Origin of the sequence: Hwanghaeella grinnelliae (genome assembly GCF_004005845.1) — a bacterium.
Classification (GTDB): Bacteria; Pseudomonadota; Alphaproteobacteria; order UBA8366; family Aestuariispiraceae; genus Hwanghaeella; species Hwanghaeella grinnelliae.
Genome location: NZ_SADE01000001.1, coordinates 220,852 through 235,261, shown reverse-complemented (window position 1 = coordinate 235,261; position 14,410 = coordinate 220,852). Strand labels below are relative to the sequence as shown.

Sequence of the window (14,410 nt, the reverse complement as noted above, 5' to 3'; positions counted from 1 at the left end):
GGCGGGTCAGGCGCCGGAATAGCCCTTGTACCAATCCGCGAATTTCTGCAGGCCGACTTCGATGGAGGTTTTCGGTTCGTAACCGAGTTCGAGGCGCGACGCGTCGATATCCGCATAGGTCGCCTTCACATCGCCTGGCTGCATCGGCTTGAAATCAATCTCCGCCTTACGGCCCAGAGCTTTCTCCAAGGTATGGATCATGTCCAGCAAGGCTTCGGGCCTATTGTTGCCAAGATTGAAGACCCGGTGCGCCGCAGCCTCTTCGGTGCGCTCCGGCGGGTTGTCCAGACTGGCGATCACACCCGCGACGATGTCATCGATATAGGTAAAATCCCGCTGCATGTCGCCGTTGTTGAAAACCGGAATCGGTTCACCGGCCATGATTTTTTCCGCAAAGATATAGGCTGACATATCAGGCCGACCCCACGGACCGTAGACAGTGAAGAACCGCAGGCCGGTCATCGGAATGTCGTAGAGATGCGCGTAGGCGTGGCTGATCAATTCGTCGGACTTTTTGGTCGCCGCATAGAGCGACACCGGATTGTCGACACGATCCTCAATAGAAAAGGGCAGCTTGGTGTTTCCGCCATAGACCGAGGAGGACGACGCATAGACGAGATGCTTCATTCCAGCGCGATGCCGGGCATATTCCAGAATGTTCAGATGGCCGACTACGTTGCTCTGCACATAGGCATGCGGATTGACCAGGCTATACCGAACCCCCGCTTGCGCCGCCAAGTGAACGATCCTGTCGATATCGTGCACGTCCTCCAGCGCCTTTTTCAGGCTCGCCTGTTCGCCGATATCGACCTTCTCGAAGACAAATCCGTTGCGCCCTTGCAATCGCTTCAATCGAGCCTGTTTCAGGGCCGGGTCGTAATAGTCGTTCAGATTATCAATGCCGCATACGCGGTCACCCCGGGCTAAGAGGGCTTCGCAAACATGCATCCCGATGAAGCCAGCCGCACCGGTAACCAGAACTGTCATCTTCTAAACCGCCAGATTGTCGTACCCAAAATGCCACCGCCGGAAAGGTCCCACGGCAACCGAAGGCCCTCATATACGGGAACACTGCGTGCAAATCACGCCTAAATCGACCGTTCGTGTCCCCATTGCCGCCTGTATCGACACGGTCCATCGAGGTCGCCCCCTCTTGCCGTGCGGTTCCACGTGAATAGATCTTTCAGCGGAGGCAACACGCACCGGCGTGCAAGACAGTCTTTCCTGGATAGGTCAGTAATGCTAACCTATTTTATAGGCTAATATCGTCCGGGACGGGAACGGCGTTCACGCGTAGAGTGAGCGCCGGTGTCCGGCATAAGAAAAGCAATAGGGCCGGTCCCAGGGAAGTAATCTGCGGTGGGTTTCCACGCAAAAGATGCTTCCCCGGACCTAATTAAGGTGTGGAGGAAGCAGATATGGCGCTAGCCCATGTCGATTTGGACGACAAATATACCCTGGAATCCGGCCGCGTGTTCATCACCGGCACCCAGGCATTGGTACGCTTACCGATCATGCAGCGGCAGCGGGACCACAAGGCGGGGTTGAACACCGGTTGTTATATCTCCGGCTATCGCGGTTCCCCGCTTGGCGCCTACGACCAGCAACTCTGGAAGGCGCGCAAGTTCCTTAAAAATAACAATATCCATTTTCAGCCGGGCCTTAACGAAGATTTGGCGCTGACGGCCATTTGGGGCACCCAGCAGAACGAGTTCTTCGGCGACAACACCGTCGATGGTGTTTTCTCCATCTGGTATGCGAAGGGTCCAGGCGTGGACCGGTCAGGCGACGTCTTACGTCATGCCAACTTCGCGGGTTCCTCGAAACACGGCGGCGTGCTGCTTCTGGCCGGTGACGACCACACCTGTAAATCCTCCACCACCGCCCACCAGACCGAATACGCCTTTATGGACGCGATGATACCGGTTCTTAACCCGGCCGGTGTGCAGGAATTCCTCGATCTTGGCCTGCATGGTATCGCGCTGTCGCGTTATTCCGGCTGCTATGTCGCCTTCAAGACCATTGCCGAAACCGTCGACACATCAGCTTCGGTTTATGTCGACCCCCATCGGGTAGAAGTCGAACTGCCGGATGAAACGGAATTCAAGATGCCGGAAGGCGGCTTGAACATTCAATATCCGAAACAAGCGCTGGAAGCGCTGGCCCAGGAAGAGCATCTGCACCGTCATAAGCTCTATGCGGCCATTGCCTATGCAAAGAAAAACAAACTGAACCGTCCGATGATCGAAAGCCCCAAGAAGCGGTTGGGCATCGTCACCGCCGGGAAATCCTATCTGGACGTGCGGCAGGCGCTGGACGACCTTGGAGTCGACGAAGAGTTTGCCAAGGAATTGGGAATATCGGTCTTCAAGGTTGCCATGACCTGGCCGCTGGAACCCGACAGCATCCGTGAATTCTGTCAGGGTCACGAAGAAATCCTGATCGTCGAAGAAAAACGCGCGCTGATCGAAAATCAGTTGAAGGAACAGGCCTATAATTGGCCGAACGACAAGCGCCCGCGGATCTACGGCAAATTCAACGAAGACAGGGAATTGATCCTGCCGTCCTTCGGAGAATTGACCCCGGCCATGATCGCAAGGGTCGTCGCGCAGCGGCTGGAGCGCTTGCCCAGAGGTAACGCGATCGAGGGGAACGAACGTTTCTCCAACCGATTGGCTTTCCTGGATGCGAAGGACCAGCAGTTGGGCGCGCGGAAGCCGTCGGTCACCCGTTTGCCGTATTTCTGTTCCGGCTGCCCGCACAATACCTCCACGAAGGTACCGGAAGGGTCGCGTGCCTATGCGGGGATCGGCTGTCACTTCATGGCCCAATGGATGGACCGTGATACGCTGACCTTCACCCAGATGGGTGGCGAGGGTGCGGCATGGATGGGGCAATCCCCGTTCAACAAGACGAAGCATATCTTCGTGAATCTGGGTGACGGGACCTACCAACATTCAGGTACACTGGCGATCCGCGCTGCGGTCGCATCGGGCGTCAACATCACTTACAAAATCCTCTACAACGATGCCGTCGCCATGACCGGGGGCCAACCCCACGAAGGGGTTCAGACCGTGCCCGCGGTTGTCGCGCAGGTGGCGGCTGAAGGCGCGCGCAAAGTCGTCGTCGTGAGCGACGAGCCTGAGAAATACGCCAACGGCATATTCCCGCACGGCGTCACCGTCCATCACCGGGATGATCTGGACACGGTGCAGAAGGATTTGCGGGAAATCGAAGGCGTGTCGGTCATGGTCTACGACCAGACCTGTGCAGCTGAAAAACGCCGGCGCCGTAAACGTGGCACTTTCCCGGACCCGCAGAAGCGCGTCTTCATCAACGACGCCGTCTGCGAAGGATGTGGTGACTGTTCGGTGCAGTCCAACTGCCTGTCCGTCACCCCGCAGGAGACAGAATTCGGCCGCAAGCGGAAGATCGACCAGTCTTCCTGCAATAAAGACTATTCCTGCGTAAAAGGGTTCTGCCCAAGCTTCGTGACGGTCCATGGCGGGGAAGTTCGCAAGGGGTCCGGTGTTTCGCAACCGACCGCAGCGGCCGGCGTAGCGAACGTGCCTGATCTGTTCGAGGCTTTGCCGGAACCGAAGATCCCGACCGTCGAGGAAGAGCCCTACGGCATTCTTCTGACAGGGGTCGGCGGTACCGGCGTCGTGACCATCGGCGCAATATTGGGCATGGCCGCCCATCTCGAAGGCAAAGGCTGCTCCATCCTCGATATGGCCGGCCTAGCTCAGAAAGGCGGCCCCGTCATCAGTCATATCCGCGTTGCCAAGAACCCGGAGGATATTCACGCCGTCAGTATCGCCGCCGGCGGTGCGGATGTGATGCTGGGCTGCGACATCGTCGTCGCCTCCGGCACGACCGCGCTTTCCAAAGTGGAACGCGACACCACGGTTGCCATCGTGAATACGGAGAAATCCATCACCGGCGATTTCACGCACAATCCGGACTGGATTTTCCCGACGTCGGAAATGAAGGAGATGATCGCCGAATCCACCGGGCCGAAGAACGCGCATTTCTTCAACGGATCGAAACTGGCCACAGCCCTTATGGGGGACAGCATTGCCAGCAACATGTTCATGCTGGGTTATGCGTTCCAGAAAGGGTTGATCCCGGTCAGCCTGGAAGCCCTGGACAAGGCCATCCAGCTCAACGGCGTCGCCGTAAAGCTGAACGAACAAGCGTTCCTGTGGGGCCGCCGCGCCGCCCATGACATGGATGCGGTTCTGCGGATCACCGACCAAAAGGACAGTGAGAAGAAGCCCGTCACGGACGAAGACGATGGCTTCGCCAAAAGCCTGGAAGACATCGTCGAAAAACGCATCGCCTTCCTGAAGGACTATCAGAACGAGGCTTATGCCCGCCGCTACAAGGATTTCGTGGTGGACGTGCAGCGCCGTGAATCCCAGGTGATGACCGACGATTCCCTCGCCCGGGCCGTGGCACGCTATTACTTCAAGCTGCTCGCCTATAAAGACGAGTATGAAGTCGCGCGGCTCTATTCCGATGGCGAGTTCATGAAAAAGCTGCACAAGCAGTTCGACGGCAACTTCACTGTGAAGTTCCATCTGGCCCCGCCCCTTTTCGCGGAACGCGACCCGGAGACCGGACATCTGAAGAAAAAGGAATACGGTCCTGCGATGTTGAAGGCCTTTGGCCTGCTGGCAAAGCTGAAGGGCCTCCGTGGTACCCGCTTAGACCCCTTCGGACGAACGGAAGAGCGCAAGCAGGAACGCCAACTGATCACCGATTACGAAGAGACGATCAAAACGGTGTTGGACGGTCTCAACCGCGAAAACCACGCAATTGCGGTTCAGATCGCAGAAATCCCGGAACATATCCGCGGCTATGGGCATGTGAAGGAACAACACATCGCAGACGCCAAGGCGAACGAGCAAGTCCTGCTGGCACAGTTCAAGAAGCCGCCGCAGGAAGGCGCCAAAAGCGCGGCGGAGTAAGCGTCATTGGGTGCGGATTCCGTTGGGCGACCTAAACTAGTCGCCGCCAAGGAACCGCACCCAGGCCGCTGACAGAAGACCGATAACGGCCGCTGAAAGCATCAGCCCCAGCAACATGGGGGCAGCGTTTTCTTCGGTCAGAAGACCGCCGGTAAGGGATGTCAGGACGGCACCGCAGCCGACCATGAATGCCCCGCTGAGCCCAGCCGCACTTCCCGAAAGTCTTGGCTGAACCGACACAACGCCGGCATTGCTGCTAGGCATCGTTATTCCATTGCCGAGGCCGGCAAAAATCGTCGACCCGAAATAGGTGAGCGGTGTCAGAACGTCAAAGAACACAAGCACCAACCCCGCCGACAGCCCCGCGCATGCGATAGCGCGTCCCGCCAACATCATTGTTGTCGGCCGAACCTTCGGCGCCAAACGTCCCGCGATAAAACTGCCCGTCGCGAACCCGGCTGTAATACTGCCGACGAACATACCGACCGTAGCAGTTGAAACATCGAATACCGCCTTCGCGACCAGGGGCACGCCCGACACAAAGATGTAGAACGCCCCTACGGAAAACGCCGAGCACAGGGCGTAACCCCAAAACCGAGCGTCGGCCAGCAATACCCTGACACGCGGCGCCGCACCGTCACCGTCGGTCATTTGTCGGGCACGTGTCTCGCCCAAATCGAACCAGACCAGGACAAGCAGTCCCAGGCCCAGAGCGGCATAAAGATGGAAGGTCGTGCGCCAGCCAAAGGCTGTGTCCAGGACGCCCCCCAAAACCGGCCCCATCATTGGGGCAACCGCCATGGACATCGCGATATACCCCAGCAAGCCAGCTGCTTCCCGTTCAGGCCGCGTGTCACGGACGATGGCCATCGATAAGGCATAGCCGGCGACAGCGCCGCCTTGAAGCATCCGGAAGGCCAGAAAAACGGCAATGTTGTCCGCAAAGGCGCAAATCAGGGACGCAAAAGCGAAGATAGAGAGCGTGCCAATCAGCACCGGCCGCCTGCCGACACGGTCCGACAACGGCCCGGCAATCAATTGCACCAATGCCGTCACCGCCAGATAGCCGGAAACCGAAAGGCTCGCGAGCGCATAGTCCGTGCGCAAATCAACAGCGATCTTTGCGAGTGACGGCAAGAACATGTTGATCGAAAGCGGTGAGAGCGCCGCCAACAGGACAAGCGTCGCAAGATGCGGGGCAGAACGATAGGCACTCATACTATCGAAATCCTTGTTTCTATTCTCGGCAGCGCCTGGGATCGTCGCCGGCGATACGGGCACAAAAAAACCCCCGATGAAGATCGGGGGCGCATGGGCGGCGGTTCACGTTTCCGCTACCGGACCATGCACCAACACCCTACGACGATGTCCAAACGTAATTTCATTCTACTCTCTCCGTGGATTGAGGCAGCAAGCTACCTGTCCTGCGTCTTGTGTTCAAGTTCATCACCTGCGGCAGTAACCGGCGGCACGGCCGTCCCATCCGCCCAAGGCGAGTTCGTGCAGAATTCCATGAACTTCTCGAGGGGCATGGGCCGCGCTACGAAGTAGCCCTGTGCGATGGTACAGCCGATTTCGCGGAGCCGCAGGAAACTCTCAAGATCTTCCACCCCTTCAGCCGTCACGCTGAGCCCCAGGTTCCGTCCCAGGTCAACAGTCGAGCGGACGATGACGTCGTCCTCCCGGCTGTTCGCCAGGTTGAGCACGAAGGACTTGTCAATCTTCAATTCATCCGCGGGCAAGCGCTTCAGGTAACTCATCGAGGAGTATCCAGTCCCGAAATCGTCAACCGACACGCTCATACCCATGTCGGACAGGTTATCCAATGTGGCGAGCGCTTCCTCCGGCTCATCCATCAAGGCGCTTTCGGTGATTTCAAGGGTCAGGACTTCCGCCGGCAGGCCTTTTTCGACCAACAACCGGCTCAGGATCATGACGATTTCACCCGTCGCGATGTCCTTCGCGGACAAATTGACGGAGAGTTTCAGGTCCAACCCCGCCGCGCGCCAGGCTGCACAATCAGTGGTCGCCTGTTCCAGCATCCAACGGGTCAGGTGACGGATATTCCCTGTTTGCTCCGCTAAGGGAACGAAGGTCTCGGGCGAAAGATTCTTCATATGCGGATGTTGCCAGCGGGATAGAGCCTCCGCCGCCACGACCTTGCCGGTCGCGACATCGACCTTGGGCTGGTAGACCAGTTGGAATTGTCCGGTTTCCAGCCCTTTCCGCATTTCCCCCATCAGCATCAGGGCTTCCGGCCTGGGCCTGTCCGCGACCGGGTCGAAGATATGAGTGGGCTTGCCGGCGAGCCTTGCTTTGTACATCGCAAGCTCGGACGACATCACAAGATTCGCGCCGTTGTCGCCGTGTTCCGGGTATAGCGCCAAGCCGAAGCGCAGACTGATATCCACATTGCCTTCACGGGCGGTGATCGGATGTTCCATGGCACGGATCAGGGACGTAAGCAGTGTATCCCCGCCCTGCGCCCATTGCTCACCGTTCAGTACCAGACCGAATTCGTCGCCGCCGATTCTGGCGACCATATCGTCTTCGGCAATATGCTCGCGGAGCCGCTCCGCGACGCCCTTGATGATCCGATCCCCAACTTCGAACCCGAGCGAGCTGTTCATCTCCTGCACCCGCTCCAGCCCGACTATAACGGCTGCGAAGGGCTTGTCCGGACTTTTCGCGGCATGCTCGTTCACCTGCCGTAGAAACTCCCGCCGGTTCGGCAAGCCGGTCAGCGCATCGTTCCGTGCCTGATGGGAGATGGTTTCCTCACGACGCTGGATATCCGTCATCATCTTGTTAAAGGCATCGGACAATTCGCCAAACTCGTCCTGCCGCTGATAGAGGACCTGTGTATTGTAGTCCCCTTCCCGGACGCGTCCGGCTGCCGTGGTCAAATCCCGCACCGGTCGGGTGATCCCGCGTGCAAGGAAGACCGCGCCAATCAGAGTGACGACCAAGGCCGCGACCAACAACGCCGCAAGTTGCAGCAGCAATTCCCGGGTCCGGGCCAGAGCAGGGTCGATCGTCGAATGGAACAACAAGGCGACCGGAACCTTGCGCCCTTCCCCATGGATTTCGGTCGCCGTCGTCACGAAGGTGCGGTTTTCCACATCGACCAGACTGGGGCCGACCGGCAATTCCTGATTTGCCGCGATATAGTTTTCCAGTGACACGCGTTCCGCGCCGGAAGCAGTCGAAGCGGCCAATCGCCATTCCCCACCCTGCTTCATGAGGAAACTGACCCAAGTGGGAAACGGCGCCAGATTTCTTATCTCGACGGCGAACTCATCATCGATTGCCATGGCGAAAGCGATCCAAGCGATGGCATCCGGTGCCAGAACCGGCAGCAGAACCATGTCATAGAGCTTGCCATCCATGGACACGATGTCGAATGCGACACCCTCCACATCCGCGCGCTCGACCAAATCGGTGAAGGGAAATACCGTTCCCATGGCGCCTTCACGCGCTGTGTCGATATCAACCTCACCATCCAAGGAGACAAGCAAAACGCGGTCGGCTGCCACGCGATCCCGGAAGTTCTCCAGAACCGACCGGCGCGTTGGTTTGTCACCCTGTGCAATCGCGTTCCTGAAAGCGAAGTCGAGCGTCACCGCGGTCGTGGTTTCCGCCATCGCCCGGGTCGTATTTTCCAAATGGGTCAGGAAGACCTGCTCCGTCGCGGCCAGTTCCACCCGCAGATTCTCGATCGCCAGGCTCCTCGTCGAATAATAGACCGCAACAGCGCTCAAGACTTGAACGGCGACAAGAATACCGAACGCAAAGACGATCAGCTTGGATTGGAAACTAACTTTCATCCAGCGTGCCAATGGCTCAGCGGGAGTAGAGTGATTTTTTCACTTTACGGGGCGGCTTCAATTCTAGCGTCTCACGAACCTCAACCGTATCGCCGCCAACAGTGACCGGCTTTTCGATCGCCTTGCCCTTCAACCGTGGGTGCCAGATTTTCAGAACATAGTCTCCATCTGGAACGTCCTGCATCTGAACGAAACCATCCTTGCCGGAAAGTCCATAATACGGCGTATCCGAGACATAGATGTAAGCCAGCATGTGGTCGTGAATATTGCAGCCAAGCGCGATCAGACCTGCTTTGTCCAAAGTCATCGCCTCCGTCACCCCACTCGTCGATTGGCGATGTTCGAAGGACTTGGCCTTGGAAAAGGAATAGACGTGATGGGCGAAGCTGTCGCTGTTGCGGAACCGGACATCGCTGTTGATCGGCACCATTGTCACCAAGGGTTCGAAGGACTGCCGGTATTGATTGACTTCAACCTCCACCGGGGCAGAAGCCACGACGGGTTGACCGTCCGGAACTTCCAAGGTGGCGACCACGTCCTGCACGTCCGCCCCCTCGCTATCCACGAATGACAGGTTCACATCCGCCGCAGCCGTAGGGCCGGCAACCACAACCCAGGCGCAAACTGCACCCGCAACGGATAGAAATCCGATCGAATTAGACAGCAACCATGTCATCGGAATGCCGAAAGCCTCCCATCACCCAGGCACAATATAGTACCGCAGGCCCTTGGTTTCGACGCAAAACAATAATTTTTAACTTAATTTGAAGTGAATCACCGTATTTCTACGGAATCAACTTGAATAACTGGCCGGTCAAATCATTCCAATTGCGGCCATGTAGGTTTCAAGCAACGCTTCTTCTTCCTTGCGCTCGTTCAAATCCTGCTTTCGCATGCGGATAATCTTGCGCATCACCTTCACATCGAAACCGGTTCCCTTCGCCTCAGCGAAGACTTCCTTGATATCATCGGCAAGCGCTTGTTTTTCTTCCTCAAGCCGTTCGATCCGTTCGATATAAGAACGCAACCGTTCGCCGGTCACGCCCATTGCTTCAGACCCGGTCGCGGTTTCGTATCCGGGGTCGGTATCTTTCTGCATGGCGCCGGTGTCGGACATGAAAGACTCTCCATCCATCGATCAAATTATGCGTCGGAAAGGCTCGGCGAAGTCGCCTGCCGAAGTCGGCGGACCATACAGTCCGGGGGCCACTTTAACAACGCCCAGCGATCCGTTACCTTCCCGTTTTAGAGCACCGTTATGTGAACCCCAGTCGCTCGAACCCGGCGAAGCGCCGGTGCGGGATTATTTCCAGGGAAGGAAACAACCGATGCGCCTCAAAACCGCTCTCAAGCGGGTGGGAGCCCTTCTCGCCGCGGCCGGTTTTCTGGCGGCTTTGTTGGCCGCGCCTAGTGCCCATGCGGAAGATGAGCGTGACCATCTATTGGCAACAGCATCGGTCGGCGGAAGCTATTTTCCGGTCGGCGTCGCACTTGCCACCCTGATCAAGATCAAGTTGCTCCCGCGTCAACATATCGGCATGACCGCGATCAGATCCGCTGGGTCCGAAGAGAATGTGCGCCTGTTGCGCGAAGGAAAGGCACAATTCGCGATCCTGCAGGGGCTCTCCGGCTATTACGCCCGGCGCGGCGCCGGCCCCTTCGAAACGGACGGCCCAGACGAAAACCTGCGCGCAGTGACGATGCTGTGGCCGAATGTGGAACATTGGCTGATCCGCAAGGAATTCCTGGATACCGGCACCATCGATGATGTTTTGGATATGGATGACGAGGCTTTTTCAATGGGCCGAAAGGATTCCGGCACATTGGGGTCCAACAAAATGGTTCTGGGGAATCTGGGGGTCGACGATGTCGAGAGCGAGTATGTGCTGAGCTATCTGGGCTATGGGCCCAGCGCCAAGGCAATGATCGATGGGAAGATAGACGGCATGTCGACACCGGCGGGCGAACCAGTCGCCGCCATAACGCGCGTCATGAAGGCCTTGGGGGATGACGTTGTACTGCTGGGCTTTGATGACGGGGAAGCTGCGCTGGCGGATGGTGGCCTGGGTCTTTACCGACCGCATACCATCAAGGCCGGTACCTATCCCAACCAAACGGAAGACATCAAATCGATCGCCCAGCCTAATTTCCTGGCCGTCTCCGCCGACCTACCCGACGAAGACGTCTACATGATCACGCGCACGATCTTTGAGAACCTCAACTATCTGGGCGGCATTCACCGGGCCATGAAGGCCCTGTCACCCGACAATGCCCTTACCGGCCTGCCCGTGCCCCTGCATCCGGGTGCACAGCGTTATTTCGAGGAAATCGGGCTCGACATCCCCGCCCATCTGACAACCCGCTAACAGGACGACCCCGGCGGGCACGTCCGGTCCGCGTCAGTGTACTTTCTTGATTTCGTCGGAAAACTTGGCCTGTTGATCGGCCGTGGCCTCGGTCTGGTATTTATCCTTCCACTCGCCATACGGCATGCCGTACACGATTTCGCGCGCGTCTTCTTTGGAAAGCTCGACACCTTTTTCCGCGGCGGCTTCACCATACCAGCGGCTGAGGCAATTCCGGCAGAACCCGGCCAGGTTCATCATGTCGATATTCTGGACGTCGGTCCTGTTCCGCAGGTGCTCTACCAGGGTGCGGAACGCCGCTGCCTCCAGTTCGGTCTGGGTCTGCTGATCAATATCCTTCATTTTGCTGTCCTCTCCCGCGATGTTCCGGTTCGTCATTGAGATGGTGCGCATCTGCGATTTTCCAACCGCTGCTCAGGCGAACCGCCCTCAAATATCGCGGACGGTCTCTTCGATCAGCCAATCGACGACCTTCTCCAGCGCTTCCTGGTTGCTGGCGCCTTCGGCCTTGGCTTCGGTGTAAATCCGCCGTTGATTGTGGGAACTGGTCCCTCGGGACAGGATGGTGCGGGCATGACTCGCTTCTTCGACACAATCCAGCCGCTGCTGATCTTCCTTGGTCAATTCCAGGATTTCTTCCAGCAGGCTGTTGTAGTCGACGACCTTACCTGCCCCGAAATCGACCAAGCCCTTGTCGAAACCGTGCCTTTGCGCGCGCCAACGGTTCTCGTTGATCAACATGTTGCTGTAGGTCCGCCATTTTTGATTGGTCCGGCGCAGCCGGAGCAACATGGAGAGCAGCGACGCATAAAGCGCCGCGACGGCAATGCCGTCATCCATATAGGTGCAGATATCGGCGACCCGCATTTCCAGGGTCGAAAACCGCCAATGGGGGCGGATATCCCACCAGATCTTCGACGCATCCTCGAGCAGCCCGATATTGACCAGGGTTTCCACATGGCGCGTGTAGTCGCTCCAGCTGTCGAAATGTTCCGGCAGACCGGTACGCGGCAACTCGTCGAAGATCGAGAGCCGGTAACATTGCAGACCCGAATCCTGTCCAGCCCAGAAGGGTGAGGACGTGGTCAGCGCCAGCAAGTGCGGCAGGAAATAGGAAATCTGTCCCAACAGATCCAAGCGCAAATCGTCGTCATCGATGCCGACATGAACATGCATGCCGCAGATGACCATGCGTTTGGCGACCGTCTGCAGGTCGTTCGCCAGGACGTTATAGCGTTCCTTGTCGGTGTGGTGCGCGTCACGCCAATTCGCCATCGGATGGGTCGAGGCGGCGATGATCGCGAAACCCTTCTCGTTCGCCGCCGTCGACACGGCCTTGCGCATGGCCGAAAGCTTCTTGCGAACATCCTTGATGGAACCGGCGACTTCAGTCCCAACCTCAACCTGCGCCTTCAGGAATTCCGGTGTCGCGAAGCCGACATCTTCCCCGACCGCGGCGATCACCGCATCGATCACCCCCTGGCTGACGTCACCGTCTTCGGCCAGTTGGCGGGTTTCCGGGTCGACAAGGAGGTATTCTTCCTCGATCCCGACCGTAAAGCTGTTGTCATCCGTGCGCATCAATCCCGGATAAACCGCCCAGGTCACACCGTCAACATTCGGTAGCGGGGTAGTCGAGTATTCGGCCCTTGCCTCAAACCCGATCGAAGGTGAATTGCGTCACATCGCTCAGGACTACGGCAAGCGCTGTACCGAGGATATTTGCGTACTTCGCCTGCCCCTCTTCCGTCCCGATCAAGTCCTGGCGGACTTCGAACAAGACATTGGGGATGCCGAAGGGCAGGGCGTGGCGTTCGATCGTGTAGCCATAGGCGTCGAGGCCGGAATAGGGCTTGTTGTCGCCGATGGTGAGGTCAGGGTTCTGGTCGCGCAGGACATCAATGATGGCCTTGGCAAGGCGTTCATCGCGGTTGTAGAGCACCCCGATATGCCAGGGCCTTTTCACGCCGCGCATCTCGTCGGTACAGGAATGGACGGAAATGACGACCGGCGCTTCCAGGCCCAATTCATCGGCGCGGCGGCGTTTGTCGGTCATCAGGCCTTCGACCGCGTCGTGATAGGGTTTGAACAATTCCTCCTGCCGCAAGTGGTGGTCCCGTTCGGTCAAGCCCCGGTTTCCCGGCACGACATGCGCGTCGCTGATTTCCCGGATGCTCGTGAAATCGTCGGTCGGGCGATTCATATCGATGACAAGCCGGGAATAACCGCTGAAGATCGCCGGCATGTCCAGCAAGGGTGCAAGCCGTTCGGCCACGCCCGCCGCACCAATGTCATAGGAAATGTGGAAGTTCAGGCAGGCAGGCGTAAGCCCAAGGCTGTCGAGGCGCCTTGGAACTTTATTGGAGGCATGGTCGCAGACGATGACGCCAGCGGCCTTTCCATCCGGGTTCGAAATATGAAATGCTGGCGGATCGAACGCTGTCAGTAACGCGTCCGACTCGACAGCATGCGCTTCGGGGCACATGAAATTTCCGAGTCGTCTATCCCTGTGATGCACAGAGCGCTACCCTGCGGCTTCGGTACTAGATATGATATTTACCAGTATAAGCAACCGGAAAGCAGTATGGCCCAACCCCTGAGCGACGCGGAGCGTGAGAAGCTTCGCAAGATCATCGGCGTCATGCGTTCCGCCACCATCGAGGGCGAGCGCAAAGCCGCTGAGATTGCCGCTACGCGTTTGGCCAAAGCCAACGGCATGACCTTGGAGGAGGCCGAAAAAGAGGCCTTCCCGGAAGAAGACAACGGCCGGATTGATGCCGATGAGCGGGCCGCGCAGCAGCGCGAAGCCGCACGATGGGCCGCCAATATGGTCCGGATGACCGAGGCTTATGAGGCATCCGAGAAATACCGCTTCATGATGGCCAAGGAAGAGGCCAAGCGCAGGGGCCTGGAGGAACAGGAAACCGCCGCCCGTGCGCGCCGCACCGCCCCCAACCGGCCTCGACGGTATATTCCGGGCAAGGATGATGAATTTCGCCTGATCGCGGGCCTGCTGCGGGACGGGGTCAGCGTGGAACGGACGGCGGAACTCGTCGGTGTCAGCACGATCGATGTCGCCCGCGTCTGGCTGCTGACACGCGGCAAACGCGCCGCATAATCCGCGCGGCCCTCTCCGGCCTAGTTCGAATCAGTCCGAAATACGGCTTATGGATCGCCAAAACCCCGGAAAACTTGGCTTTCCCGACATTGGTGATACCATTGCGCCAAATAATAAGCGGGGAAA

At 58.1% G+C, this 14,410-nt stretch carries 11 protein-coding genes; 3 read left to right on the top strand and 8 right to left on the bottom strand.

Annotated elements, in window-relative coordinates; all coding sequences use genetic code 11:
* Window positions 1–6: 6 nt before the first annotated feature.
* Window positions 7–987: an SDR family NAD(P)-dependent oxidoreductase gene (locus EOI86_RS00955; protein ID WP_127763276.1), complete on the bottom strand. Its 981-nt coding sequence runs from the start codon at window positions 985–987 to the stop codon at window positions 7–9.
* Between the two features lie 431 nt (window positions 988–1,418).
* Between EOI86_RS00955 and EOI86_RS00950 the strand changes: the two genes are divergently transcribed.
* A complete protein-coding gene (locus EOI86_RS00950) occupies window positions 1,419–4,973 on the top strand; it encodes an indolepyruvate ferredoxin oxidoreductase family protein (protein ID WP_127763275.1) in 3,555 nt (1,184 codons plus the stop codon).
* 36 nt (window positions 4,974–5,009) lie between these two features.
* Here EOI86_RS00950 and EOI86_RS00945 read toward each other — a convergent pair whose 3' ends face one another.
* The 4 genes from EOI86_RS00945 to EOI86_RS00930 form a co-directional block, all read right to left on the bottom strand.
* Entirely contained in the window at window positions 5,010–6,191 is a 1,182-nt protein-coding gene (locus EOI86_RS00945; protein ID WP_127763274.1) for a Bcr/CflA family efflux MFS transporter, read from the bottom strand.
* A 197-nt stretch (window positions 6,192–6,388) separates the two neighbouring features.
* Window positions 6,389–8,800 (bottom strand): putative bifunctional diguanylate cyclase/phosphodiesterase, encoded by a 2,412-nt coding sequence (locus EOI86_RS00940; protein ID WP_127763273.1) that lies wholly within the window; start codon window positions 8,798–8,800, stop codon window positions 6,389–6,391.
* Window positions 8,801–8,816: 16 nt separating this feature from the next.
* Window positions 8,817–9,476, bottom strand: coding sequence for a cupredoxin domain-containing protein (locus EOI86_RS00935; protein ID WP_127763272.1), 660 nt, complete (start codon window positions 9,474–9,476; stop codon window positions 8,817–8,819).
* 138 nt (window positions 9,477–9,614) lie between these two features.
* The gene (locus EOI86_RS00930) at window positions 9,615–9,917 is read right to left on the bottom strand and encodes a DUF2312 domain-containing protein (protein ID WP_161973643.1); all 303 of its coding nucleotides are present in this window, start codon (window positions 9,915–9,917) and stop codon (window positions 9,615–9,617) included.
* A 211-nt stretch (window positions 9,918–10,128) separates the two neighbouring features.
* Here EOI86_RS00930 and EOI86_RS00925 point away from each other — a divergent pair, with 211 nt between their 5' ends.
* Window positions 10,129–11,166 (top strand): TAXI family TRAP transporter solute-binding subunit, encoded by a 1,038-nt coding sequence (locus EOI86_RS00925; protein ID WP_127763271.1) that lies wholly within the window; start codon window positions 10,129–10,131, stop codon window positions 11,164–11,166.
* A gap of 33 nt (window positions 11,167–11,199) precedes the next feature.
* Here the strand turns inward: EOI86_RS00925 and EOI86_RS00920 are convergent, their stop codons facing one another.
* The 3 genes from EOI86_RS00920 to EOI86_RS00910 all read right to left on the bottom strand — a co-directional run bounded on the left by EOI86_RS00920 (window position 11,200) and on the right by EOI86_RS00910 (window position 13,651).
* Entirely contained in the window at window positions 11,200–11,508 is a 309-nt protein-coding gene (locus EOI86_RS00920) for a DUF1244 domain-containing protein (RefSeq protein ID WP_127765062.1), read from the bottom strand.
* Window positions 11,509–11,595: 87 nt separating this feature from the next.
* The gene (locus tag EOI86_RS00915; protein WP_127763270.1) at window positions 11,596–12,747 is read right to left on the bottom strand and encodes a carboxylate-amine ligase; all 1,152 of its coding nucleotides are present in this window, start codon (window positions 12,745–12,747) and stop codon (window positions 11,596–11,598) included.
* A 73-nt stretch (window positions 12,748–12,820) separates the two neighbouring features.
* Complete coding sequence (locus EOI86_RS00910; RefSeq protein ID WP_127763269.1) at window positions 12,821–13,651, bottom strand: N-formylglutamate amidohydrolase; 831 nt, start codon at window positions 13,649–13,651, stop codon at window positions 12,821–12,823.
* Window positions 13,652–13,750: 99 nt separating this feature from the next.
* Here EOI86_RS00910 and EOI86_RS00905 point away from each other — a divergent pair, with 99 nt between their 5' ends.
* On the top strand, window positions 13,751–14,284 hold the full coding sequence (locus tag EOI86_RS00905) for a hypothetical protein (protein WP_127763268.1): 534 nt from the start codon (window positions 13,751–13,753) through the stop codon (window positions 14,282–14,284).
* Window positions 14,285–14,410 lie beyond the last annotated feature (126 nt).

What these genes read in the sequence shown, in the direction of transcription:
- EOI86_RS00915 (WP_127763270.1), bottom strand. Translation starts at nt 12,747, where the DNA reads ATGCGCACGGATGACAACAGCTTTACGGTCGGGATCGAGGAAGAATAC.
- EOI86_RS00955 (WP_127763276.1), bottom strand. Translation starts at nt 987, where the DNA reads ATGACAGTTCTGGTTACCGGTGCGGCTGGCTTCATCGGGATGCATGTT.
- EOI86_RS00940 (WP_127763273.1), bottom strand. Translation starts at nt 8,800, where the DNA reads ATGAAAGTTAGTTTCCAATCCAAGCTGATCGTCTTTGCGTTCGGTATT.
- EOI86_RS00910 (WP_127763269.1), bottom strand. Translation starts at nt 13,651, where the DNA reads ATGTGCCCCGAAGCGCATGCTGTCGAGTCGGACGCGTTACTGACAGCG.
- EOI86_RS00920 (WP_127765062.1), bottom strand. Translation starts at nt 11,508, where the DNA reads ATGAAGGATATTGATCAGCAGACCCAGACCGAACTGGAGGCAGCGGCG.
- EOI86_RS00905 (WP_127763268.1), top strand. Translation starts at nt 13,751, where the DNA reads ATGGCCCAACCCCTGAGCGACGCGGAGCGTGAGAAGCTTCGCAAGATC.
- EOI86_RS00935 (WP_127763272.1), bottom strand. Translation starts at nt 9,476, where the DNA reads ATGACATGGTTGCTGTCTAATTCGATCGGATTTCTATCCGTTGCGGGT.
- EOI86_RS00925 (WP_127763271.1), top strand. Translation starts at nt 10,129, where the DNA reads ATGCGCCTCAAAACCGCTCTCAAGCGGGTGGGAGCCCTTCTCGCCGCG.
- EOI86_RS00950 (WP_127763275.1), top strand. Translation starts at nt 1,419, where the DNA reads ATGGCGCTAGCCCATGTCGATTTGGACGACAAATATACCCTGGAATCC.
- EOI86_RS00930 (WP_161973643.1), bottom strand. Translation starts at nt 9,917, where the DNA reads ATGTCCGACACCGGCGCCATGCAGAAAGATACCGACCCCGGATACGAA.
- EOI86_RS00945 (WP_127763274.1), bottom strand. Translation starts at nt 6,191, where the DNA reads ATGAGTGCCTATCGTTCTGCCCCGCATCTTGCGACGCTTGTCCTGTTG.